The following is a 24292-nucleotide window of genomic DNA, read 5'->3' on the forward strand; positions in this document are numbered from 1 at the left end:
TGCCACTGCGGCCTTTTTTCAGAACACCCGAATAGGATCAACCACGTGCCCGAGAACTCTGTGACCCCCATGCCCGAAGCCGGCACGCCCGCGACCCCCCTGGTGGGAGTGGTCATGGGCTCCGATTCGGACTGGAAGGTCATGACCGCCGCCGCCGCGCTACTGCGCGAATTCGGTGTCGCCTACGAGGTCGAGGTGCTCAGCGCCCACCGCACGCCGCAGAAAATGCTGGCCTACGGCACGGATGCCCGCTCCCGCGGCCTCAAGGTCATCATCGCCGGGGCGGGCGGTGCCGCGCACCTGCCGGGCATGCTCGCCGCCGTGACCAGCCTGCCCGTCGTGGGCGTGCCGGTGCCGCTCGGGCTGCTCGACGGCATGGACTCCCTGCTCTCCATCGTGCAGATGCCCGCCGGAGTGCCCGTGGCGACCGTCTCCATCGGCGGGGCCCGCAACGCCGGGCTGCTCGCCGTGAAGATCCTCGCGACCGCCGACGAGACACTCAGCGCCCAGCTTGACGCGTTCGCCGTCGATCTCGCCGACCAGGTGGAGCAGAAGAACATCCGTCTGCACGCGAGCCTGTGAGCCGGGCGCAGGCGGGGTACTCGAACGCGCACCGAGGTCTGACCTCGGCGCGCGCGACCAATCCCATCCGGCATCCCAACGCCGGCTCCGCGCGCACCATGACCAAGCGGGCCTGGTGGCTCGTCGTTCTCAACTTCGTGCTGCCCGGCTCCGCACAGGTACTCGCCGGCAGCCGCCGGCTCGGCCGCTTCGGCCTCGGCGCCACCCTCACCCTGATCGCGCTCGCCGTGGTGGTCGGCGGCGCCTACCTGCTCTGGCCCGGCACCGTTCTCACGGTCTTCACGAGCAACATCGGCCTCTGGGTCGCCGCGGCCGCCCTCATCTTCTACGGAATCGTCTGGGTCGTGCTGACCCTCGACACGCTGCGGCTGGCGCGCCTACTGCGCGCGGCGCCCGGCGCCCGGCCGATCATCGCCGGCTTTGCGACCATCCTCATGGTCATCGTCGGCGGCGGCGCCGGTTACGGCGCCTACATCGCCGCCACGACCAGCAGTTTCCTCTCCGAGGTGTTCGTGACGGGCCCGTCGGAGCCGCCCGTCGACGGCCGTTACAACGTGCTACTGCTCGGCGGTGACGCCGGCGCCGACCGCGACGGTCTGCGGCCCGACAGCATCTCGGTGGTCAGTATCGAGGCATCCACGGGCGCCGCGACCACGATCAGCCTGCCGCGCAACCTTGAGGACGTGCCGTTCTCGGCCGGTTCGGCGCTCGGCGCTCTGTACCCCGAAGGCTACGGCGCCATCGACGGATGCGACGTCTCGGCCTGCATGCTCAACTCCATTTTCACCGAGGCCGAACTGAAACGCCCGTTCCTCTACCCCGATGCCGAGGCGCAGGGCAGCTCCCCGGGCATCCAGGCCACCCTCGAGGCGGCCCAGGGCATCACCGGGCTCACCATCCAGTACTACGTGCTCATCGACATGCAGGGATTCTCGGAGCTCATCGACGCCCTCGGCGGCGTCGACATCGACGTGCAGAACCGGGTGCCGGTGCACACCGACGAGACCTTCTCCGAGGTGCTGTTCTGGTTCGAACCCGGAATGCAGCACATGAACGGCTACGAAGCGCTCTGGTTTGCCCGCTCGCGCCACGGCACGAGCGACTACGACCGCATGCAGCGGCAGACCCAGATGCAGGAGGCCCTGCTCGCCCAGGCCAACCCGGCCAACGTGCTCGCGAAGTTCCAGGGCGTCGCGGCCGCCGGCGAACAGGTGGTCAGCACCGACGTGCCACAGGGCATGCTCGGCTACTTCGTCGACCTGGCCTCGAAGACCCGGTCGCTGCCGATCACCTCGGTGCCGCTGATCCCCGAGAACGGCATCGACCCCGAGAACCCGGACTGGCTCGCCATCAGCGCCCTCATCGACGCAGCCCTCGTACCGACCCCCACGCCTACCCCGGCCCCATAACGGCGTTGCGCTCGCTCCGGAGATGCTCGAGGGCCTGCGAGAGGCGATCTTCACACGTCTCGACCACGATTTCTACTCGCCCAGGCTCGACTCGTTGACGCCCGCTGAGCAGGACCTGCGGGCCCGGCTCGAACGTCTCGCCGGGCGCTGCTAGCCTTGCCGTTTCTGATGGAGGGGCGCGGATGAGCATTCTCGAGCGCATGAAGACGATGCAGATTGCAGGTCCGGCGGCCTATCTTGTGCTGGGTCTGCTCGCGGCGACCGTGGGCCTGCTGCCGTGGATGGTCACCGGCATGGTGCTGCCGATCCAGAATCTCTGGGCCATCGACGTGGCTGCCGACGAGATGCCGATCACGCTGCTGCCGTTCAGCCAGTACACGATCACCCTGATCGTGGCGGTGCTCGTCACCGGATCCGCGATCGCCGGTGGCGTGCTGCGCCTGACCCGCGCGCAGCATCCACGATTCGCCTTCGCCGCGACACTGGTCGGGGTGCTGATCGTGCAGGTCGTCGCCATTGTGCAGACGGTCGTGACCGTCGCCGGCGGCTTGGCCGAGGGTCGGGAGGAGACCATCTACCTCGCTGGCCTGACCGCCGGCACCATCGCCGCGAACCTCGTGGGCCTGGTCTTGTTGGTGCTCATTACCCGGGCGCCCGCCGCCGGCGCCCTGGTCGCCGTGAGCGTGGCCGCGGTCGCCGCGGGGGTCTGGGTGAACGGGCTGATCTCGCATCCGTTCGGAATTTCGGCGACGGAGGTGACGATGGCTCTGCTGAGCGTCACCCGATACGTTCCGGCCGTCATCGTCGGACTCGCCGTCGCGTGGTGCGGGTTCGCCACCGCCGGCCGGATCGTCGCAGCGGTCGTCAGCTTTCTCGCCCTATGGATCGGCCCCGCTCTCTTCACCGGCGTGAGTGCCGCGGTCGGTACGCGCGTGCTCGCCGCCTACCCCGCCGAGATGCTCGATTATGGCGTGCAGGTGTTCGTGAGCGCGTTGGGCCCGCAGGGCACATCACTGGTCTTCACGGTGGCCGCGGCCGTCGTGACGGCGATCGCCCTCGTACCGCTCCGCACACTGCGAAGCCGGCGTGAGCACGTGGCCGCCTGACTTCACACCACTCGATCATGGTGCAGCTGTACGGGCCTCGCGAACCGCCGGCCGGCATCCGCTGCCCTGACTCGCCCGCCTGCGTCACGAAAAGCGGATGTGACGCCCCCAAACACTCAATTGATCCTCCCTTCAGCGACAAGCGGCCATTTCGTCCTCCTTTCGCGGCAACGGATGCCTAGCGCGGCCAACCTCGCTGGCCCCGTCGGGTCTGCGCGGCTTCGGCAAGGACACGGTCGGCCACAGTGTGGCGCCGGGCGTCGCTGGGCACGATCTCAACGGGCACTCCCACAATTGTGCTCGCCGCCGATTCGAGGTCAGCGTTCGTGCTGGCTTCAAGCAAACCAACCGCTCCGAACTTTGTGGCGCTACGCTTGGGGAGTATGAAGCCAATCCAACGAAGGATCGCGACACTCATCGGATGCGTCATCGCGGCGTCCGCCCTCACCTCCTGTGCGGCGCCGGACGTGTTCACCCTGTTTGACGAGCCCCAGTCCGCGGCCGATATTCTGCCGACCGACGACAAGTACGTCGGGCTCGGCGGCCTCGAAGACGACACCACGCGTCTGCTCCACGACGAGGGTGGCATCCGCTACTTTGCCAGTCTGTTGAACGGTGACGAACCCTGCCTGATCATCCTCGACGACGAGCAGGTGGCCAGTTCATGCTCGACCGACCTGCCCGTCAGTGTGACCTTCAAGGACGGCCCCGAGATGTGGCTCGCCGACGGCCCCTCCAACAGCGAGCAGGACTGGACCGAAGTCGCCGACCACCTCTGGGTCAGCAACTGACCGCATTCGAGAGTCTTGCCGACGGATGCCGCGCTACAGGTCGGCGTGCAGCTGCCAGACCCGCTCGGCCGAGTCCCGCCAGCTGAACGCCCGTGACCGGTCGCTGCCGACGACGCTCAGGCGCCCGGCGAATTCCGTGTCGCCGAGCACCCGGTTCATGGCGATCTTCAGACGCTCGGGGTAGCCCTTAGGGTCGTCGCGTGGCACGGTCAGCCCGGCGTCGCCGGCGGCCTCCACCAACGCCGGCGCATCCGAGAGAATCACGGGCGTGCCGAGGTGGAATGCTTCGATGATCGGCAGCGCGAAACCCTCTTCGAGGCTCGGGTACACGAACAGCGACGCGCGGGCGATGACGATCGCAAGGTCTTCGTCGGACAGGCCCGACAGCGTGCGCACCCGGCCCGGGGCCAGCCCGGCCTCGTCGGCCACGGTGGCAACATCGAGTTCCCCCCAGGCGTCGGGTCCGAGCACGATGAGCGGCACGTCGGGGGCGCCGGGCAGGCCCAGCGCCGTGATCACCGAGATGAGGCCCTTGCGCGGGTCGAGCGAGCCCGCAGTCAGGATGTATTCGGTTGGCAGCCCCAGGGCATCGGCTCGGCGTTGCACGACGTCGGACGCGGGCAGAATCAACCCGCTGCCGATGGCCCCGCCAATCACCCGCACGCGTTCGCCCAGGTCCATCACCTCTTGCAACTGGGCGGCGACGGCGTGGCTGGGCACGACGATCGCGTCGGCGTGTTTGCGGGCGCGGCGCAGCATGCTCTTCGTCCATCCGACGGTCGTCGGGGTCAGCGATTGTGGATGGGTCCACGCCAGCATGTCGTGCACGGTCACCGCGATCTGGGTGCCGTCGTTGATGCGGTCGTGGCGGTGCAGGGGCGCAAGCAGGCCGGGGGCGTGGATCATGCCCGCCCCCGACGAGGCGACCACGCCAAGGCCCCAGGCCGCGCGCAGTTCTCGGCGCGCCAGGGATGTCTTGACAAGCCGGGCCAGGCCGGGCAGGGCCGTTTCAATGGCCGCGTATTCGTCGGCGGTGGACGACGACACCAGCCCCTCGACCTCGCAGTTGGCGGGCGCGGTCTGGAGCAGGGCACGGGTCAGTTCCTCCGTGTACCGGCCGATGCCGCCGGGCACCGGTGCCACCATTTGGTCGACGACGACCCGCAGGGTGATCATGATGTCTCGAATACCCCGGCGGCAAAGGCTGCTGCCTGGGCGTCCTGCCAGCGGCGCATCGGCGTGAGCCCGGCGGCCGCCCACTTGGCGTGGCCGAGCACCGAATACGCCGGCCGTGGTGCGGGCAGGACAAACGCGGAACTGTCGGTCGGCAGAATTCGTTCCGGATCGAGCCCGGCCAGGACGAACACGTCCCGGGCCTGGTCGAACTTCGACGCGACGCCGGAATTGGTGCCGTGGTAGATGCCGACAGGAGCGTCGGAGTCGAGCAGGAGCACGATCTGCGCGGCCAGGTCCACGGTCCAGGTGGGCTGGCCGACCTGATCGGTGACGACCGTCAGGGTGGGGCGCGCCGCGGCGGCTTTCAGCATGGTCTTGGCGAAGTTCGGGCCGTTCTTGCCGTACAGCCACGCGGTGCGCACAATGTAGCTGCGCGACCCGTTTTCCGCCTGGACGAACTCTTCGCCGGCGGCCTTGGTGCGGCCGTAGGCGGAGATCGGGCTGTACGGCGTGCTCTCGGCGTACGGTGTGCTGGCGCTGCCGTCAAAAACGTAGTCGGTTGAGATCTGTACGAGCTTCGCGTTCACGGCGGATGCCGCCACCGCCAGGTTGCGCGGCCCTACCGCGTTCACGGCGTAGGCCTCGTCTTCGTTCGTCTCGGCGTCGTCGACCTTGGTGTACGCGGCCGCGTTGATGACGACGTCAAAGCCGGCGACGGCATTCGTCACCGCGGTGGGATCGGTCACGTCGAGGTCGCCGCGGCCGAGCGCGGTCACGGAGCGGCCAGCAAGAGCGATTTGCAGGTCGCGGCCAAGCATGCCCGATGCTCCGGTGATCAGATACTTCATATGGTCCCCATCTTCATAAGCTCCCCGTACTGAGTGGTGCCCTGCAGATTTACTGCGCTACAGAACCATGATGCCAGAGGCGTCCGACACGCTAACCGACGAGGGCGGCGCGTTCCTTGAGGGGTTCCCACCAGGTGCGGTTGTCGCGGTACCACTGCACGACGTCGGCGAGGCCCTGAGTGAAGGGGACTTCGGGGGCGTAGCCGAGTTCGGCCTGGATCTTGGTGATGTCGACGGAGTAGCGCAGGTCGTGGCCGAGGCGGTCGGCGACGCGGTCGACGTAGGACCAGTCCTTGCCGGTGGAGTCGAGCAGCATCTGGGTGAGCTCGAGGTTGGTGAGCTCGGTGCCGCCGCCGATGTTGTAGATTTCGCCGGCGCGGCCGCCGACGAGCACCATCGCGATGGCGCGGGTGTGGTCGTCGACGTGCAGCCAGTCGCGGATGTTGTTGCCCTCGCCATAGAGGGGAACGTGCAGGTCGTCGATGAGGTTGCTGACGAAGAGCGGGATGAGCTTTTCGGGGAAGTGGTAGGGGCCGTAGTTGTTGCTGCAGCGGGTGATCGAGACGTTGAGGCCGTGGGTGCGGTGGTAGCTGCGGGCGAGCAGGTCGCTGCCGGCCTTCGAGGCGCTGTAGGGGCTGTTGGGCTCGAGGGCGCGTTCTTCGTTCCAGGAGCCTTCGGCGATGGAGCCGTAGACCTCGTCGGTGGAGACGTGCACGAAGCGGGGGAGGCCGCTTCGCAGGGCGGCGTCGAGCAGCTGCTGGGTGCCGAGCACGTTGGTCTCGACGAAGATGGAGGCGTCGCGCACGGAACGGTCGACGTGGCTCTCGGCGGCGAAGTGCACCACGGCGTCGAGGCCGGGGAAGAGAGTGTCGAGCAGGGCGGCGTCGCGGATATCGCCGTGTACGAAGGTGTAGCGCGGCGAATCGGCCACCGGAGCGAGGTTCGCGAGGTTGCCCGAGTACGTCAAGGCGTCCAGAACGACGACTTCGGCGCCCTCGAGTCCCGGGTACTTGTCTTCAAGGGTGCGGCGAACAAAGTTGGAGCCGATGAAACCGGCTCCGCCGGTGACGAGAATCTTCATGGGTAGTAACCGTTCCGTTCGATGAGTGGCCTCCGCGATTCTATCGGAAGGCCCTTGGTAGACTCCCCAACGTGCAGATTCGCGAACTCTCCGTCCCCGATTCCTATGAGATCACCCCGAAGCAGTTCGGCGACGACCGGGGAGTCTTCCTCGAGTGGTACCGGTTCGACAAGCTCGAAGAGAAGATCGGGCACAAGCTCGACCTCGCCCAGGCGAATACCTCGGTCTCCAAGCGCGGCTCGGTGCGCGGCATCCACTTCGCGGATGTGCCGCCCAGCCAGGCCAAATACGTCACCGCGGTGCACGGCGCCGTTCTCGACTACATCATCGACATTCGTGTCGGCTCGCCGACGTACGGTCAGTGGGACAGCGTGTTGCTGGATGACACCGACCGCCGCGCGGTCTACATCGCCGAGGGCCTCGGCCACTGCTTCGTCGCCCTGACCGACAACGCCACCGTCAGCTACCTCGTCACCAGCCCGTTCAACCCGGGCCGCGAGCACGGCATCAACCCCCTCGACCCCGAGGTGGGGCTGGTCTTTCCCCCCGAAGCCGGCGACCTGCTGCTGTCGCCGAAAGACACGGATGCCCCCGGCCTCGCGGCCGCAGCGGCCTCCGGCCTGCTTCCCACCTGGGCCGCGGCCCGGGCCTACTACGACACTCTGAACCAGACAACACCGAAGCAGACAACACCGAACGGCGGCAAGTAACACATGCGCGGAATCATTCTGGCCGGCGGCTCGGGCACGCGCCTGTGGCCGATCACCAAGGGCATCTCGAAGCAGCTCATGCCGATCTACGACAAGCCGATGATCTACTACCCCCTCTCGACGCTCATGATGGCCGGGGTCAAGGAGATCCTCATCATCACCACGCCGGAGTACAACGACCAGTTCAAGGCGCTCCTCGGCGATGGGTCCGATCTCGGTATTCGCCTCGAGTACGCCGTGCAGCCCTCACCCGACGGGCTCGCCCAGGCCTTCATCATCGGTGAAGAGTTCATCGGCGACCACAGCGTCGCACTCGTTCTCGGCGACAACATCTTCCACGGCGCTGGCCTCGGTTCGGCGCTGCGCGGCAACGCGCAGATCGAGGGCGCGCGCATCTTCGCTTACCACGTGAGCAACCCCACGTCTTACGGTGTGGTCGAGTTCGACGAGTCCGGAACGGCGATCTCCATCGAGGAGAAGCCGGCCACGCCCAAGAGCAACTACGCGGTTCCCGGACTGTATTTCTATGACAACGCCGTCGTCGAAATCGCCAAGACCATCGAGCCGAGTGCCCGCGGCGAGCTGGAGATCAGCACCATCAACGAGCGTTACCTCGAGGCCGGAACGCTGCACGTGCAGGTGCTCGACCGCGGTACCGCCTGGCTCGACACCGGCACGTTCGAGTCGATGATGCAGGCCTCCGAATACGTGCGCGTGATCGAAGACCGCCAGGGCTTCAAGGTCGGCTGCATCGAAGAGATCGCCTGGCGAGCCGGCTGGATCACCGACGAGCAGCTGGCTGTCCTGGCCGCGCCGCTGATCAAGAGTGGCTACGGCAAGTATCTGGCCGGCCTCGTCGCCGCATAGGGATGGATGAACGACCGACGCTACCGGCGTCGGTCGTTCATCATGAAGACGCGCGCGCGCACGGACAGTGCCACGCGCAGCGCCCAGCGAATCGGCGCGAGGTGGGCGGCCGAGTACTTCTTTTCGAGAAATCTGAGCGCACTCTCGTGGTGCACCCGAATCATCTTCTCGGATTCAGCACTGGTGGACACCGCGCCGGTGTGGGTCACGGCCGCACGGGGGAAGTAGACGTTGGACCAGCCTGCCTTTCCGAGGCGATAGCCGAGATCAACGTCTTCGAAGTACATGAAGAAGCCTTCATCGAATCCGGAGAGCTGCTCGAAGGCCTCACGCCGCACCAGCAGGCAGGAACCCGACAACCAGCCGACCGATCGACGCACGTCCGCGCCCTCGTGTTCCGCTCGGTAGGCCCGGGTCCACGGGTTGCCGGGCCACAGGTGGGCGAAGAGCGCGTGCCCGATCCCCGTACGCAGGGACGGCAATTTGCGCGCCGACGGATAGGTCGTGCCGTCCACGTTGAGAACCCGCGGGCCGATGGCTCCGATGCGGGGGTCCCCGGCGAGTTCATCAAGCAGAAGGCTGATCGCGCCCGCGCCGACTTCGACGTCGGGGTTCGAGATCAGAATGTATTCGATCGGCGATGGCAGGGTCGCGACGGCAGCGTTGATGGCCCCGCCGTAACCGCGATTGTCGGGGAGCTCCAGCACGCGGGCCCCGCGGGCCGCGGCGATACTCCGGGTTCGGTCAAGGTCGCCCGAACGATTGTCGGCGATGACGATCGAGACAGGGTCGGCCTCGCTGCCGGCCACGGAATCGAGGAAGACCGCCAGTTGAGCGCTGGAATTGTAGGAGACGGTCACGACGACGGTGGACTCGAGTAAGGGGCTAGACATCACAGATAAGCATAGTCACGCGCTCCCGCGCGGAACCCGGACCGAGGGGTGCCGCCGCTCGGTCCCGGAAACCACATTGCTAGACTGGCGATGCTATGCGGACATTTAATCCCGACGTTCAGTCTGATCCCGACGTTCAGTCGGCGCACAAGAAGGAGAACTCGTGAGAGTGCTCGGCAGGAGTGTCCGCGTCCTCCGCGAACACGGTCCCAAGGTCTTTTTCCAACGGGCGGCGCAGGCCGCGCTGCGCCCGATTCGGGTCCATCGAGCAGAAGGTACGCGCGCCTTCGCCGCACGTAGCTTCGCGAAGGCGAGTTCGATCCTGGTGCCGCACACCCCCACGATGCTCGTGGCGAACCGCGATGCGGAACGCCTCGACTGGACCCAGCCGGCACCGTGGCAGTCAGACCCGATCACCGTCGAGAACGGCTCGGTCGATATCGCCTGGATCATGTCGCCCCCCGGACTGGAAAGCGGGGGACACCAGAACCTGTTCCGCTTCATCGACATCGCCGAAAAAGCCGGCCACCGCTGCTCGATCTACCTCTATACGACGAGCACCACGCCGGTCAGCTTCACTGACATTCGCGGCATGCTGCGCACCGCTGCCGCCTACCCCGAGGTCTCTGCGAGCATCGAGATGTACGACCCCGAAAAGGGCGTGAAAACCGGCACGCAGGCCATCTTCGCGACCGGCTGGGAAACGGCGTACCCCGCGTACCTCGACGCTTCCCTGGCCAAGCGGTTCTACTTCGTGCAGGACTACGAGGCCAGCTTCTACCCCCTGGGCACGGAATCATTGCTCGCCGAGAACACATATCACTTCGGCTTCCACGCCATCACGGCCGGCGGATGGCTCGCCCACAAACTCTCCACCGAGTTCGGCATGCAGACCGACCATTTCGATTTTGCCGCGGACAAGACCCACTACAGCGTGACCAACCTGGAACGCCGCAACGAGGTCTTCTTCTACGCCCGGCCGGTCACGCCACGGCGTGCTTTCGAGTTCGGCTTGCTCGTGCTGGCAGAATTCGCTCGCATCAAGCCCGACGTCAAGATCAACTTCGCCGGCTGGGACGTCTCCAACTGGGCGATCCCGTTCAAGCACACGAACCTGGCGAGCCTCGACATCTCAGAGCTGAACGCTGTTTACAACCGCTGTGCCGCAGGTCTCGTGCTTTCACTCTCCAACATGTCTCTGCTCCCTCTGGAGCTGCTCTCCAGCGGGGTGACGCCCATCGTCAACGACGGACCCAACAACCGCATGGTGTCGGACAATCCGTTCATCGAATACGTGCCGGCATCGCCGCTTGCGATCGCCCGCAAGATGGCCGAGGTCTTCGACCACCCCGATGCCGTCGAACGATCCGTCGCCATGTCGGATTCCGTGGCCGCTGTGAACTGGACGGATTCCGGCAAGCAGTTCATCTCAGCCTTTGAGAAGGCCATGCGTGGCTAAAACACTCGTCATCGGGGGGAACGGATTCATCGGCTCACACCTCGTTGACGCCCTCACCGAGGCCGGACACGACGTGGCAGCCTTCGACCGCTTCCGCTCCTCCGAACCGACTTTCAAGACGCCGTCCGCGACGGTCCTGCAGGGAGAATTCCTCAGCCGGTCCGACCTCGAGGCTGCGATCCAGGGCCAGGAATACGTCTTTCACTTCCTGTCGACGACGACTCCGGCCACGGCCGAGAGCGACCCGACCCTCGACATCCGCACCAACGTGGCACAGACGGTCGAGTTGCTGGAGTCCTGCGTCGAGGCCGGGGTGAAGCGGGTGTACTTCGCATCCACCGGCGGGGCCATCTACGGCCCGCAGGACAAGGAGGACTATTCCGAGGTCGACCGTGCGCTTCCGATCTCTCCGTACGGCATCGGCAAGCTGTCGATCGAGCACTACCTGCACTACTTCCGCACGAAACACGGCCTGGAGTCCACCGCCCTGCGCATCTCCAACCCGTACGGTACGCGGCAGAAGGCGAACAAGAAGCAAGGTCTGATCCCGATCGCTCTCCGGCAGATCGCACTGGGTCGGCCGGTGATGCGCATGGGCACCGGCTCGATGGTGCGCGACTACGTCTTCGTCGAAGACCTGGTGCGCATGATCACTCCGATGGTCGGGGTCGAGACGGACTTCGACCTCTATAACCTCGGGAGCGGCGCCGGACACTCGGTCAGCGAGATCATCGAGTCGCTGCGCCGGGTGACGGACATCGACTTTGCCGTCAACGAGGTTCCGGTGCCTCCCACGTTCATCGACCGGGTCGTGCTCAACACAACGCGTTATCGCTCGGAATTCACCACAACTGCGCTCACCGCCCTCGATGACGGGGTCAGAATGACGTACGAAGAGATTCAAGGACAACTCAATGCCTGATCAGCCGCTCGTAACCGTTGCGGTCCTCACCTACAACGGCGAGGTCTATCTCGAACGGATTCTGCAACAAATCCTGGCCCAGCAGCTGGACGGCTCCGTCGAAGTGCTCGTGATCGATTCGGGCTCGACCGATTCGACACTCGACATCGTCAGTCGTTATCCGACCGTGCGCCTCCACGAAATCCCCAACTCGGAGTTCGGCCATGGCAAGACCCGCAACCTGGCCGCCCAGCTGGCGACGGGCGAGTTCATCGCATTTCTCACCCATGACGCCATCCCGGCATCGCACGAGTGGCTCCGTGAGCTGCTCAAGCCTTTTGAAATCGACGACAGCATCGTGGCCGTCATGGGCAAACAGATCCCTCGGCGGGGCTGCTTTCCCCTGTTGAAGTATGAAATCCAGGGTGTCTTCGCCGGGTTCGGGCCGGATTTCGGCACGACAGTCTTTTATAACGACAACTTCGTGCAGAGCGAGGGGGTGCTCAACGCGATCAGCTTCTACTCGGATGTCAACTCGGCCGCCCGGAGAGACTTTCTGGTCAACACCATCCCATACCGGGACGTGCGCTACGCCGAAGATCAGCTCTTCGGCAAGGATCTCATCGAGGCCGGCTACCGCAAGGCCTACGCCGGTCGCGCCGCGGTAGAACACTCCAACGACCTCACCCTCGACGAGTACCGTCGACGCATTTTCGATGAGACCGTGGGACTGCGCCAAATCGGGTTTCCCATCCCCGTCCTGACGACCAAGGGGAGGATCCGGCTGACCCTGCGCGGGATCGTCGGCGATACCCTGCGCATCCTGCGTGACGGCGACTTCACCTGGAAGCGCCGGCTGTACTGGCTCGCGATCAACCCGGTCTACCAGATCGAAAAATGGCGGAGCTATCAGGCGTCGACCGTCGTCGACCCGACGGACGAGGAAGCTGTGCGCTCAGGCTCGCTTGAACACAGCCGAAATCGATCGTAAGTACCGCCGGCCCCGCCGGTACGCCTTGCGCCACGCTGCCGTGCGCACATGCTCGAGGACGGCCCTTGTCGCGTGCAGCTCCTGGGCGGAAACGTCGAGTTCGGCTTCGACGCGTCGCAGCTCGGCGGTCGTTGCGTCGAGCTGCTCCGTCAGGCCGCCGACGTCCCTCTTGAGCGATAGTCTGCGAGTTTCAGAGAATGACAGGGCGAGGTCATGATCTCCGATGACCCGCTGCGCCTGGTCGAGGAGCATCGAGTCCTGTTCGCGCGGAGTGATCGTATCCAGTGACGGGGTGAACACGGCGCTAGACGGAGCTGATCCGAGAATCGCCGAGTACCGGTCGAACGCAGCGTTGATGCTCGTGCGATCCTGCGCAATTCGGTCGCTGAAGTCGAACCGTTCGGTGTTCAAACGTTCGAGCATGGCCACCAGTTCACGGCCGTCGCGTACGAGGTGGTCGCGCAGTCCCCGGTCCTGAAAGTAGTACTCGGCTTTTTGTTGGTGGATCGAGGCGAACGGCACATTCTGGCTGTAGGCGAAGATGGACGCGTGCAGCGAGGACACCACGACCGAGCTCATTTGACCAATCACGGAGTGCAATTGCAGGGGCCGCAGAGTGTCGAGGGTGATGCTGTTGGTGCGGTTGAAGGGCAGCGCCTTCATGAACGACGCGTCGCCGTTGTAGTGGGTGAAGGGTATGAAAACCTTCTTGTGCGGGATCGCGTCGATGAGAGGAACCAAGTCTTCGATCAGTCGCAGCGCGTGGGGCACCACATGGATGCCGACCACGGTTTCGCCCGGCTCAAGGCCGGGGATGTCGAAGTGCTCGCTCTGAAGCAGAGTCGTCGCGCAGGGCACGACTTCGGCTTCGGGAACCCACGCACGCAGAACCTCGACTTCGCGCTCGGACCGGGCCGAAACCATCGCGTACTCACTCAGATAGTCGAGATCGTTGGCCGAGGTCCAGACGCCGGCAGCATTCAGAATATGCTCGCCGCGTTGACGGTAGGTATCGTAAAATCGATCGCCGGTCGCACGGATGAGCTCTCCGCCACCGATGATCAGCGGATGCGGAAACTCGGGTTCAAATGGATTAATGATCTGCGTCGGGAGATTTCGGGCGTGAAAGAGCTGTTCGGCGGCTATTCCGATGGCGATGTCACCCGTATTCGAGCTCAGCGAGTCGTAGAGGAGGTTTCCCGTGGGCACTGTCATGGCGTCTCCTAGGACGAAATCTGCAATGACGGCTGAATCCGCAGAATACCGGCGCCAAACTCATCGTTGGGCATGTCGAAGGCGGCCGCGCTGCCACGGCGGTCAATGGTCTCGCCGGTCGGCAGCCCGAGGCCCAGGCTGACGAGGTATTTGCCCGATCCCAGGCGGATGTCGGGCAGGGTCACCTGCACGACGTGCAGGCCGGGATCCATGGGAAGTACCTGACCCATCGTGAAGGTATTCATGGCGTAGAGACGCAGCCCCAGAGTCGTATCGATGGCGATTCCGATACCCCAGTCCGGCGTGGACTTGTTGATCTGGATCGTGGCTGTGACGATGACGTCCGTCTGGCCCGACCCGACAACCGTGCGCGCCGTGACCTCTCCGACCTCGAGGTCGGGGATTTCCGGGGGAGCCTCCGCGACCGCCTGCAGTTGGGTCACGTGGCTGACCCGGTCGGCCTCGTAACCGTCGCGCAGAATACGGATGCCTTCGGCGGGGTCGCCATCGTGGATGGCGGAACCGGCGTGCATCACGATGACCCGGTCGCACAACCGTCCGACCTGGTCGGACGAGTGGCTGACCAGCACGATCGTGCGCCCCTCCGACTGGAACTGGGCGATCTTGTCCATGCACTTGCGCTGGAAGGGCTCGTCACCGACGGCCAGGACCTCGTCGACGAGGAGCAGATCGGGATCCACGTGCACGGCAACCGAGAACGCAAGCCGCACGTACATTCCGGAACTGTAGAACTTGACCTGCGTGTCGATGAAGTCTTCGATGCCGGAGAACTCGACGATTTCATCGAAGTGAAGATCGGTCTCACTGCGGCTCAGCCCGAGGATGGCCGCATTGAGGTACACGTTCTCTCGACCGGAGAGGTCTGGGTGAAAACCCGCTCCCAGTTCCAGCAGGGCTGCCATACGACCGCGTCGAACGACCGAGCCGCTCGTCGGCTGGATGATCCCCCCGATGACTTTCAACAGGGTGGACTTGCCGGACCCGTTGTGACCGACCAATCCGACCGTGGAACCCGTTGTGATGTCGAGCGAGACGTCGCGCAAAGCCCAGAAGTCTTCGACCTGCTTGCGGGCGCGGCCCATGAACATGACGCGTTCCTTGAGCGACTTGTCTTTGTGAAGGAGAAAACGCTTCGACACGTCCTGCACCCGAACGATGCTGGGGGCAACGCTGGGGGCGGCGCTGCTGGGGAGATCGCTGCTGGGGGAATCGGTCATGGTGTCTTAAAGCTCCTGTGCAAAGTTGCCCTGAAGGCGAGAGAATACGCGCTGCGCCAGCCACAGCAGCACGATGCTGATTCCGAGCGACACCCAGAGGCGCACTGCGATGTCCGGCGGAAAATTCACCGCGGTGGACTCGGTCGTTCCAGCCAGCCAGAGGGCCTTCTGCATGCCCAGCACACTCAGCGTGACCGGGTTGGCCAGGTACAGCTGCTCGAGCCAGGTACCGGCGATGGCGGAGTGAACGAAGCTGAAGGAGTAGACCACCGGTGACGCCCAGAAGAGCACGGTGAGAACGACCTCAACGAGGTGCTGCAGGTCCCGCAGGTACACCGTCACCGCGGCCAGGACCATGCCAATGGCCGTCGCGAAGACCACGACGTTGACCAGGGCAAGCGGGGCCAGGGCCAGGTCCCGGGTCAGGGGGATCTGACCGCCGATGATCACAGCGGCCAGCAGGATGATGAGCTGCAGTCCGTAGTTGAACAGCCCACCGCCCACGGCGCCCAGCGGGAAAATCTCTCGCGGCAGGTAGACCTTTTTGACCAGGCCGGCATTGTTGATGATCGACATCGTGCCGCTCGAGACGATTTCGGTGAAGAGGCCCCAGACAGTGAGTCCGACGAAGACAAAAATTGCGAAGCTGGGGATGTTGCGTGCGATGCCGAGAATCTGGCCGATCGCGAAGTAATAGACGAGAAGCTGGGCCAAGGGCTTGACCAAGCTCCAGACCAGCCCAAGCGAGCTGTCCTTGTAGCGGGCCTTGATCTCCCGTCGCACGAGCAGGTTCAGGAGCTGACGATGCTCCCAAATCTCCGTGATCGACGACCACGTTCCCGTGACGAAATTCGTCGTCTGGCCCACGGGCAAGAGCGGTTCCTGAGCGATCCGCAGGGCGCGTTTCTCGGCACTTACGCTGGACATAGCTGACTTTCGGTTGTGGTCGGGGACTTAGAGGAGTCTAGGTGCAAACACTGGGAGACTTGGGGACCCCGCGAGCGGCGTGAAAGCGTTAGTCTAAGAATCCGTATGCCTGATGATGGGTGCCCCACGCAGTGAAATTTGTCAGACTCACAACTCGCTCTGCCGGGTTGATACTCGCCTCTCTCTTGGTGGCGGGTGCCTTGGTGGCGTGCACGTCGGTTGACATGCCCACGAATCTCCCGGAGAGCGTTCCGTCCGAGAAACCGTCCGTCTCGGCCGAGCCGTCTTCTGTCAGTCAGGCCGTGATCAGTGTCGCGGGGATCGACCCTGATGGTCTCAACGTCTCCGTGTCCGGCTACGTTTCCGGACTGATCGAGACGGGTGAACTGTGTGAATTCCGTTTCACGTCGTCGAATACTGCCCTCGAGTCGAGCACCGACGGAATCGCCAACGCCTCAGACACGTCGTGCGGGCTCGTGCAGATGCCCGTCAGCGGATTCGCATCGGGGTCCTGGCAGGTCACCCTGACCTATACCAATAAAGATTTGTCCGTAACGTCGCAGCCCACTGCTCTGGAGATCCCGTGAATTTCAAGAAACTCGTCGGGATGGTCCTGACCATCCTGCTCGGCTCGGCGCTCCTGGTCGCGGTGACACCTCCAGCGGATGCGCAAGCGGCCAACGCCTCACTGTTCAACCCCGGCAACATCATCAGCGATGCACAGTTCTTTGACGGTCAGGCCATGAATGCCAATGAGGTCCAGTCGTTTCTCTCGGCTCGGGTCTCAACCTGCCGAAGCGGATACACCTGCCTGAAGGACTATCAGCAGGCGACGCCCAACAAAGCCGCTGTGGCCGGCCGATGCGCGGCCTATTCGGGGGCTGGCAGTGAGAGCGCTGCCCAGATCATCGCGCGAGTCGGTGCCGCCTGCGGCATCAGTCAGAAGGCTCTTCTGGTCCTGCTGGAAAAAGAGCAGGGCATCGTTTCGGATACCTGGCCGACCGCGCGTCAGTATCGCAGTGCAACCGGGTACGGATGCCCGGACACGGCGGACTGCGATACAAACTTTTACGGCTTCTTCAATCAGGTCTACGCGGCCGCTCTGCAGTTTCAGTACTACGCCGCGAACCCGACCCGGTGGAACCATGTACCCGGTCGAGTGAACGCGGTGCGTTTCCACCCGAATGCCGCGTGCGGGTCCAGTTCCGTGTTCATCCAGAACCAGGCGACCGCAGGGCTCTACAACTACACGCCCTATCAGCCCAACGCGTCAGCCCTCGGAAACCTCTACGGAAGCGGAGATGCCTGTGGCTCGTACGGCAACAGGAACTTTTGGAGAATCTTCACTGATTGGTTCGGCACTCCGCTCGCAGACACGTCGCTGTTCCGCACCCAGAACAACGCAACCGTCTATCTGACCTCGGGAAAGAACAAGTACGCCGTGCCGGATATGGGCATGCTCAATGCGCTCTACCCGATGGGTACGGTGGGATATGTATCTCAGGCGTATCTCGACAACTTCACGAGTGGACCGACCCTGGGTCGCATCATCCGCTCCAACGCTGGCAAGGTCTATTTCTTCGATGTGGGCGCCAAGCTCCAATTCATGACCTGTGAAGATGTCGCGGCGTACGGCTATCCATGCGGCGATTCCATCGTCCTGACGGACGCCCAGATCAACGCCCTCCGAGACGGCCCAACGATGTCTCGCGTGTTTCTGACCACGACAGGAAAACGATTCCTGATCGAGCAGGGCGTGAAGCGAGAAGTCCTCGACGATCAGTCGCTTGCCACGGTGGCTCACCCGAGCAACTCGGTCACCCTCTTCGAGGGTGCCATTGCCTACTTGGCCTACGGAGCGCCCGTGGTCCGGGATGCCGCTGCGGTGAAGAACCGCGAAACAGGCGCACTGGGTCTGCTGACGGCCGGCAGCGTGGCCCCCCTGTCGACGGAGCTGTACAGCCAATCGACGATCAGGACGACGTTTCCGGCTGGATCATTGGACACGGCGAGTCTCGGAAAATTAGGCGTTTCGTCGGCCGTGACCGGATTCATGAGGGACGCCAACGGGCGCCAGTACATAGCCTCATCGGAGGGCCGCCTGGAAGTACGGGCGCAGGAATATTCCGGTGTGACGTTCACGACGATCCCGTCGACAATCCTCGCGAAGCTTCCCGTCACGGCGAGTCTGGTCGGACCCCACTTCGCGAAAGAGACGAACAGTCCGGGGCTCTACCTGGTCAAGGATGGAAAGAAGCAGCGCCTCTTGTCCTGGGGCCCCTACGAGCACTATGTTCGCGACCAAGGGGTTCCGGACAAGATCTGGACCGTCCCGGACGGAATGTTGGGCTCCCTGCCGACGGGGGACAACCTGGCGGGCGTGGCCTCTGGTGAGCTGGTCAAGTCTTCCTCCAGCCCCCGCGTCTATCTGGTGGACGGGACTCGACTTCTGGGCCTGCCCTCATTCGGCATCTCGGACGGACTCGGGTTCGGAACCGACTACCAGACCGTCAGCGACGACATCATCAACTCCTATGTCAGGAGCGAATGGATCGACAGCGTGGCCGTATCCTGTGGATCCGCTTTCCTCGTGGGAATCGGAGGCTCTGCGGCACCGGTTCTGGACGCGGCGTTGGTGACAGCACTGGGACTTGACCATCGCGCGCTGGCGGCAGCGACATGCGAGGCGATGCCACAGACCGCTGAACCCATGACCTATTTCCTCCGAGATGACAACGGGAAGATCTTCTGGGTGGATTCCGGCACGAAGCGTCCGATTAATTCCTGGGAAGAGCTGGTCCGCCTGGGCGGCGTCGACAACTGGGTGCAAGTGGGAGCAGAGCTGCTCGCAGAGATACCGACGGGCAGCCCCACCGCGGCCTAGAAGTCGAGGCCCGACGCAGCCTCCGCAGAAGAGGCCCACCCGTCCTGGGCGAACTGTCTGAGGTTTCGAGACCGCAGTCTGCCCGGTCTGACCCGGAGCGATCGACCAGATCGCTCCGGGTCCGCGTGCCCGGAGCCGCGAGAACGTGCCGCTGCCGGTCCGGATTCGACCGTGAAGCTGATGAACGCCGCACCCAAGGCGGTCGCCCTGCTAGGCCAGCAAGGGGGCGTTGATCAGGACGTAGGCATACAGCGCGACTGAGTAGCCCAGCAGAATGCCGACCGCCCACCCGTTGCGAATCGTTAGCCCGGCCAGAAGCAGGAACGCCCCGAGGATCGGTGCTCCGTAGCGGGGCGGCAGCGGAAAGTACGCGCCGGTCGTCACATGGATCATGATGGCGAGCATTGGAGCAAAGAAGAGTGCGGCCATCGTCACGGATACCACGATGGGGGTCAGCGTTGATCTCCTGCGCAGTGTCCAGAACGCCCCGAGAACTCCGGCAACACAAATCCAGGCCAGTGGTGCGACGACGAAACCAGGAATCGCGTAGGCAAGATTGGTGGAACCGGACACGTTAACATTGGCGTTGATCGTGCCGGGAAGGAACGTCGCAATCTGTGAGACGAGTTCCTCGGGAGTGAGCGGAATCCCGATCGCCTGGTCGACCGGGGTACCGACTGCTTCCGCTGATCGATAGGCCAGCCAGGCAAGTTGAGCGGCAATCGAGGTGCCGAGTGCGAGCACGGCGAAAAATATCACCCCGAGCGAGGAACGGGTCTGCTGATGGGGCCTGCGAGTTTTCCATCCGGCCCAGCGAGTTTCCTTGAGCTCCGCGAGCCAGAGGATGAGCAGATACAGAGCGGCAAGGCAGACGGCGAGGACGTTGGTCACCTTGAAGAGCACCGCCACCGTCGAGATGAGGGGAAGCCACCAGCCGGACCACTGGCCACGACCGATCTTCACGGCCGCCAAGAGGATGAGGATGCCGAAAGCCAGAGACGGAGCATCGGTGCTCACATAGGTATACGTCCACCAGGCAAACGGCGATGCGATCACGGCGAGGCCGAGGCCGAGTATGACGGGGCGCCGGACGCGCCATTGGCGGAGCAGCACATGCAAAAGTACGGCCGCAAGACCCAGCCAGAGAGCCCCGGTGACCCGCCAGGACGAGAGCTGGCTGATCCCGGTGACAGCGTGGATGGCGTCGCCAACAACACGGGTCATCGCGAAGTACGCGGGCGTGTACGCGTCTGCCGACGAGACACCCTGATACGGAAACTGCGTCAGGTCGGTGAGGCTGCTCCCGCACGCAGGGCCCATCGGTCCGTAGGGCGTGACCCCGTCGCACGACATGATGGCAAGGGCTTCCTCACCGATTTTCTCTCCCTGGTGCACGATGCCCTGGACGGGCAGCTTGAAGAGGTAGTCGACATAGACCCACTCGTCGACGGGGGAGAGAGCCGGACCGTGGTTCGCGGTAACGACGGCGGACATGCCGAACGATGCACCGACGAGGACAATCGGGACCCAGAGCGCGATGAAGAGTCGTTTCCATCTCGACGACGCCGGAGGGACCGGTGTGGGGGTTCGGGTCGGGGAAGGTGTCTCAGTTTGCTCGTCTAACACAGTTCTTTCACTCTCTCGGAAGCGGCCCGGAATCCGTCGAGAATCCGGCAGCCCCCCTGTCTGGAACGACGGGCGGGGCCCGCAGGGTTGCGCACGCCGTCAAGCGGGCCGCGTACCATGGGTACTTCGACCTTAGCCGGATGCACTGATATTTCCCGGTCGGGGGCCCCAAGGAGTTGAACGAGGGATGGTACCGTGACCGCAGTCGGCGAGTCCTTCGAACCAATCAGTGTCGTCATTCCTGTCTACAGCGGTGTCGCGCCGGAACACCTGAAAAGAGCTTTGGGAAGTATGCAGGAGCAGTCGCTCCCTGCTGACGAGATCCTGATCGTCGAGGACGGGCCGCTCGGTGCGGCCCTCGACGCCGTCGTGGTCGCGCTCAGTCGTACCGATGGGCGAATTCGTCGTATACCGCTCGCTCACAATCGGGGAGTGGCGTTTGCCATGCAGGCCGGAATCGAAGCGGCCAGAAACCGCTGGGTGGCCCGCATGGACGCGGACGATATTTCGCTTCCCCACAGATTGGAACTTCAGGCTCGGGCTGCTGCGGCCGGGCACTACGCTGCGATCGGTGCGGCCATGCTGGAATTCGAGGGAGATGAGGGGAACATCGTCGGCCTGCGGGTGATGCCGCTCACGGAAGAACGGATTCGGCGGTACGTCCTCACAAACAGTCCCATAAATAATCCGACCCTCTTTCTCGACCGCGAAGCGGCACTCGCGGTCGGTGGTGTGCGTCACGTCCCCAATATGGAGGATTACGACCTCTTCGCTCGGCTGGCCGCGGGAGGGTACGCGATGCTGAATCTGGCTGAACCAGTGCTTCTGTTTCGGGCGGATCCTGCGATGTTCAAGCGTCGTTCCGCAAAGGGGATGTTCGCTGCCGAGTTGCAAATGCAGCGCAACCTGCGCTCGTACGGGCTCATCGGAACCCCCCGAATGTACATGAATCTTCTCGTCCGAAGCGCTTTCAGGGCACTCCCGCAACGCGTGTTGAAGTTATGTTATGCCGTACTGTTTCGTGTCCGCCTTGGCGAGACCAAGGGCTTAGGCTCGAAACAGGACGGGAAGGGCACAGCCAAGAACGATGAGTTATGAACTAGATGGGTCGACCGAGAGTGAAGCTCCGGCGGGTATCGCCGTGACCGACGCGGACAAGACGATCGCGGCGTCGAGTTGGCTCGTGATCCCCTTATATAACGAAGAAACTGTGGTGGGAGACGTAATTCGCCACGCCAGGCTCACCTTTCCGCACGTCGTCTGCGTAGATGACGGCAGCACGGATGGCTCGGCCGAGGCTGCACGCAAAGCCGGAGCGCACGTTGTTCGGCACCCCATCAACCTCGGTCAGGGCGCTGCGCTGCAAACCGGCCTTCGGTACGCGCTCACAGACACTGCCGCTCAGTATTTCGTGACCTTCGATTCTGACGGCCAGCACCGAGTCGAGGACGCGCTGGACATGGTGAGACGACTAGCGGCAGAGCCGCTCGACATCATCGTGGGTTCGCGATTCCTGGACAACCGAACGAAACCGGGCGCAATTAAACGCGTGGTGCTCAAGGCCGCCGTGATGTTTCAAAACACGACCTCGGGTGTGCGCCTCACTGATGCCCACAACGGGCTTCGTGCTCTGTCGCGCCATGCGGCGAGTTCGATTCGGGTGACACAGAACAGAATGGCGCATGCCTCCGAGATCGTCAACGAAATCGGCCGGCTGAAGCTTCGGTACGACGAGCAACCAGTCCACATCATCTACACGGATTACTCACGGTCGAAGGGGCAATCCGTCTGGAACTCCGTCAACATCATGAGCGACCTCATCTTCAAATGATCGGCTTGCGAGGGACGGAATGCCATGGACGTTAGTCAAATCTTGATCAAAGCGGTGTTGATCACCGTGTTCGCCCTCCTGGGCCTGGTGATACTTCTCCCACGCCGGGGAGCGCGCGGAATGGCAATTCGCCGTCTGACAATGGTCGCGGTCCTGGTGAGTGCGGTGATTGCCATTATTTTCCCGGATCTGACGAACGCGGTCGCTTTTGTTCTCGGTGTCGGGCGTGGAACAGACCTTCTCCTCTACGGCCTCATTGTGGTCTTCCTGGGCTTTGCCGTCACATCGTCCGCTCACAACCGGCGACTCGACCGGCAGATTACCGACCTGGCCCGTCAGATCGCACTGGCCGAAGCAGGCGCGGCCAATGAAGCCCACACCCCGACCGAAGACGTTCATCCCGCATGACGACTTCGGCAGTCGGTTCGACCGGGAGCGTCCGGAGTCATTCCGGTGTCTGACTCTACCCGTGGTGATCGACGGGGAAAGCTCAGCATCGTCCTCATTGCGACCGCGACGGTCGTGGCCGGTGTTTCAGGTTATCTCGTCACTCTGGCGGTCGCCCAGCAAGCAGGTTTGGCCGCTTACTCAGTATTCGCGGTGTTCTGGGCCGTGCTCTATTTCATTGTCGGATGCCTATTCGGGCTTCAGCAGGAAATGACCCGTGCCGTCTCGGCGGGCGCTCGAGCACAATTGGCGCCCGCACGGTCTCGCGTTCCGGTGCCGATGTTCGTTCTGCTCGTTGCGGGCCTGGTCGCCGTCGTGATCGCGGTCAGCTTCCCTCTCTGGGCGATCCCGGCCTTCGGAGAGGACCAGCTCGGCTTGGTCGTTCCTCTTGCCGTCGGCGCCGTCGCGTGTGTGGCGGTTTCCTCGCTCAGCGGGGTGCTGTCCGGCCTTGGCTCCTGGGCCGATCTGGCTCTGATCGTCGGCCTCGATGGTGCCGTGCGTCTGGCTATGATCCTGGCGGTGCTGGCACTGGGAGGAGATCAATCCTGGCTTGCATGGGGAGTCGTCGCGCCGTTCCCCATCACGGTGGGCATTGCGCTGTTCGTTGCCCGCCGACGGCTCGCCGGCGCCCTTTATGTCGACGGTACCTACCGAGGGCTCCTCTGGAACAGCTCGCGAACGATGCTGGCCGCAGCCGCGATGGCCGCCATGGTCACAGGATTCCCCGCGCTTCTCTCGCTTTTTTCGGCTGGAGTCGACCGAGACTACCTTGGCGCGCTGATTCTGGCCATCACGCTCCTCCGAGCACCTCTCCTCGTGCCTCTCACGGCTTTCCAGAGCTACCTTCTGGTGTTCTTCGCCTCTCATGCAACCACGATCGTGCGCGCTCTGGTCTCCTTCCTCGCGGTTGTCGCGCTTGGCACGATAGCCTTCGCCGGACTGACCGCACTCTGGGGCGAGCAGGTTTTCGTCTGGCTTTTCGGTGAGGAAGTGCGTCAAGTCAGCGATCTTCTGGTTCCGTTGGTGTTTGCCTCTGGCATGATTGCGGGACTCTTCGTAACCGGGCCAGCGGTTCTGTCCCGCAACGCGCACGCCGCGTACACAACGGGCTGGGTGGTCTCTGCTGTGGTGGCCGTGGGTGCGGTGCTGCTGCCCTGGCCGATCGGGGATCGCGTGATCGCGGCGCTGGTCTTGGGACCGGCCGTCGGGCTGATCATCCACACCTCATCGGTGGTTCGGGGGGCCTGGGGTACACGGTCTGTCGGTGCCTCGGGTGAATCCGGCCAAACCCTACTCTCGTAGACTCGACC

Annotated in this window: 23 protein-coding genes; 15 read left to right on the plus strand and 8 right to left on the minus strand. The window is 63.9% G+C overall.

Features of this window, described 5'->3' with window-relative positions:
- Nucleotides 1–69 precede the first annotated feature (69 nt).
- From purE to D6T64_RS13065, 4 genes are all read left to right on the plus strand, one after another.
- Nucleotides 70–582, plus strand: a complete 513-nt coding sequence (gene purE, locus D6T64_RS13050) for a 5-(carboxyamino)imidazole ribonucleotide mutase (RefSeq protein ID WP_119975121.1) — start codon at nt 70–72, stop codon at nt 580–582.
- The gene (locus tag D6T64_RS13055; RefSeq protein ID WP_233551160.1) at nt 579–1991 is read left to right on the plus strand and encodes an LCP family protein; all 1413 of its coding nucleotides are present in this window, start codon (nt 579–581) and stop codon (nt 1989–1991) included. Before purE ends, D6T64_RS13055 begins: the two co-directional genes overlap by 4 nt.
- A 182-nt stretch (nt 1992–2173) precedes the next feature.
- The gene (locus D6T64_RS13060) at nt 2174–3097 is read left to right on the plus strand and encodes a hypothetical protein (protein WP_119975122.1); all 924 of its coding nucleotides are present in this window, start codon (nt 2174–2176) and stop codon (nt 3095–3097) included.
- A 383-nt stretch (nt 3098–3480) separates the two neighbouring features.
- Nucleotides 3481–3888, plus strand: coding sequence for a hypothetical protein (locus D6T64_RS13065; protein WP_119975123.1), 408 nt, complete (start codon nt 3481–3483; stop codon nt 3886–3888).
- 33 nt (nt 3889–3921) lie between these two features.
- Here the strand turns inward: D6T64_RS13065 and D6T64_RS13070 are convergent, their stop codons facing one another.
- The 3 genes from D6T64_RS13070 to rfbB all read right to left on the minus strand — a co-directional run bounded on the left by D6T64_RS13070 (nt 3922) and on the right by rfbB (nt 6993).
- Nucleotides 3922–5064: a glycosyltransferase family 4 protein gene (locus D6T64_RS13070; RefSeq protein ID WP_119975124.1), complete on the minus strand. Its 1143-nt coding sequence runs from the start codon at nt 5062–5064 to the stop codon at nt 3922–3924.
- Nucleotides 5061–5912 (minus strand): dTDP-4-dehydrorhamnose reductase, encoded by an 852-nt coding sequence (gene rfbD, locus D6T64_RS13075; protein WP_119975125.1) that lies wholly within the window; start codon nt 5910–5912, stop codon nt 5061–5063. Before rfbD ends, D6T64_RS13070 begins: the two co-directional genes overlap by 4 nt.
- Before the next feature lie 91 nt (nt 5913–6003).
- Nucleotides 6004–6993 carry a dTDP-glucose 4,6-dehydratase gene (gene rfbB / locus D6T64_RS13080; protein WP_119975126.1) on the minus strand — a complete coding sequence of 330 codons (990 nt, stop codon included), beginning with the start codon at nt 6991–6993 and terminating at the stop codon, nt 6004–6006.
- A 71-nt stretch (nt 6994–7064) separates the two neighbouring features.
- Between rfbB and D6T64_RS13085 the strand changes: the two genes are divergently transcribed.
- Nucleotides 7065–7703 (plus strand): dTDP-4-dehydrorhamnose 3,5-epimerase family protein, encoded by a 639-nt coding sequence (locus tag D6T64_RS13085; protein WP_119975127.1) that lies wholly within the window; start codon nt 7065–7067, stop codon nt 7701–7703.
- 3 nt (nt 7704–7706) lie between these two features.
- Nucleotides 7707–8570, plus strand: coding sequence for a glucose-1-phosphate thymidylyltransferase RfbA (rfbA, locus tag D6T64_RS13090; RefSeq protein WP_119975128.1), 864 nt, complete (start codon nt 7707–7709; stop codon nt 8568–8570).
- Nucleotides 8571–8590: 20 nt separating this feature from the next.
- Here rfbA and D6T64_RS13095 read toward each other — a convergent pair whose 3' ends face one another.
- Entirely contained in the window at nt 8591–9463 is an 873-nt protein-coding gene (locus D6T64_RS13095; protein WP_119975129.1) for a glycosyltransferase family 2 protein, read from the minus strand.
- 163 nt (nt 9464–9626) lie between these two features.
- Here D6T64_RS13095 and D6T64_RS13100 point away from each other — a divergent pair, with 163 nt between their 5' ends.
- The 3 genes from D6T64_RS13100 to D6T64_RS13110 are packed head-to-tail and all read left to right on the plus strand — an operon-like array spanning nt 9627 to nt 12814.
- Nucleotides 9627–10922 (plus strand): rhamnosyltransferase WsaF family glycosyltransferase, encoded by a 1296-nt coding sequence (locus D6T64_RS13100; protein WP_147364557.1) that lies wholly within the window; start codon nt 9627–9629, stop codon nt 10920–10922.
- Nucleotides 10915–11844 (plus strand): NAD-dependent epimerase/dehydratase family protein, encoded by a 930-nt coding sequence (locus D6T64_RS13105; protein WP_119975131.1) that lies wholly within the window; start codon nt 10915–10917, stop codon nt 11842–11844. Before D6T64_RS13100 ends, D6T64_RS13105 begins: the two co-directional genes overlap by 8 nt.
- Nucleotides 11837–12814, plus strand: coding sequence for a glycosyltransferase (locus tag D6T64_RS13110; RefSeq protein WP_119975132.1), 978 nt, complete (start codon nt 11837–11839; stop codon nt 12812–12814). Before D6T64_RS13105 ends, D6T64_RS13110 begins: the two co-directional genes overlap by 8 nt.
- Here D6T64_RS13110 and D6T64_RS13115 read toward each other — a convergent pair.
- The 3 genes from D6T64_RS13115 to D6T64_RS13125 are packed head-to-tail and all read right to left on the minus strand — an operon-like array spanning nt 12779 to nt 16194.
- Nucleotides 12779–14029, minus strand: a complete 1251-nt coding sequence (locus D6T64_RS13115) for a polysaccharide pyruvyl transferase family protein (RefSeq protein WP_119975133.1) — start codon at nt 14027–14029, stop codon at nt 12779–12781. The genes D6T64_RS13110 and D6T64_RS13115 overlap by 36 nt on opposite strands.
- Nucleotides 14030–14037: 8 nt before the next feature.
- Nucleotides 14038–15267 (minus strand): ABC transporter ATP-binding protein, encoded by a 1230-nt coding sequence (locus D6T64_RS13120; protein WP_119975134.1) that lies wholly within the window; start codon nt 15265–15267, stop codon nt 14038–14040.
- Between the two features lie 6 nt (nt 15268–15273).
- A complete protein-coding gene (locus D6T64_RS13125) occupies nt 15274–16194 on the minus strand; it encodes an ABC transporter permease (protein ID WP_119975135.1) in 921 nt (306 codons plus the stop codon).
- Nucleotides 16195–16418: 224 nt separating this feature from the next.
- Here D6T64_RS13125 and D6T64_RS13130 point away from each other — a divergent pair, with 224 nt between their 5' ends.
- Nucleotides 16419–16781: a hypothetical protein gene (locus tag D6T64_RS13130; protein ID WP_119975136.1), complete on the plus strand. Its 363-nt coding sequence runs from the start codon at nt 16419–16421 to the stop codon at nt 16779–16781.
- Nucleotides 16778–19078: a hypothetical protein gene (locus tag D6T64_RS13135; protein ID WP_119975137.1), complete on the plus strand. Its 2301-nt coding sequence runs from the start codon at nt 16778–16780 to the stop codon at nt 19076–19078. Before D6T64_RS13130 ends, D6T64_RS13135 begins: the two co-directional genes overlap by 4 nt.
- Nucleotides 19079–19288: 210 nt before the next feature.
- Here D6T64_RS13135 and D6T64_RS13140 read toward each other — a convergent pair whose 3' ends face one another.
- Nucleotides 19289–20572, minus strand: a complete 1284-nt coding sequence (locus D6T64_RS13140) for a hypothetical protein (RefSeq protein WP_119975138.1) — start codon at nt 20570–20572, stop codon at nt 19289–19291.
- Between the two features lie 327 nt (nt 20573–20899).
- On the opposite strand from D6T64_RS13140, the gene D6T64_RS13145 reads away from it, so the two are divergent.
- From D6T64_RS13145 to D6T64_RS13160, 4 genes are read left to right on the plus strand one after another with little or no spacing between them, the layout of a single operon-like run.
- Nucleotides 20900–21802: a glycosyltransferase gene (locus D6T64_RS13145; RefSeq protein WP_119975139.1), complete on the plus strand. Its 903-nt coding sequence runs from the start codon at nt 20900–20902 to the stop codon at nt 21800–21802.
- A gap of 43 nt (nt 21803–21845) precedes the next feature.
- Nucleotides 21846–22535 carry a glycosyltransferase family 2 protein gene (locus D6T64_RS13150; RefSeq protein WP_233551162.1) on the plus strand — a complete coding sequence of 230 codons (690 nt, stop codon included), beginning with the start codon at nt 21846–21848 and terminating at the stop codon, nt 22533–22535.
- A gap of 24 nt (nt 22536–22559) precedes the next feature.
- Complete coding sequence (locus D6T64_RS13155) at nt 22560–22943, plus strand: DUF2304 domain-containing protein (protein ID WP_119975141.1); 384 nt, start codon at nt 22560–22562, stop codon at nt 22941–22943.
- Between the two features lie 45 nt (nt 22944–22988).
- The gene (locus D6T64_RS13160) at nt 22989–24284 is read left to right on the plus strand and encodes a hypothetical protein (protein ID WP_119975142.1); all 1296 of its coding nucleotides are present in this window, start codon (nt 22989–22991) and stop codon (nt 24282–24284) included.
- Nucleotides 24285–24292 lie beyond the last annotated feature (8 nt).

It is taken from the genome of Cryobacterium melibiosiphilum (assembly GCF_003602235.1).
GTDB classification, from domain to species: domain Bacteria; phylum Actinomycetota; class Actinomycetes; order Actinomycetales; family Microbacteriaceae; genus Cryobacterium; species Cryobacterium melibiosiphilum.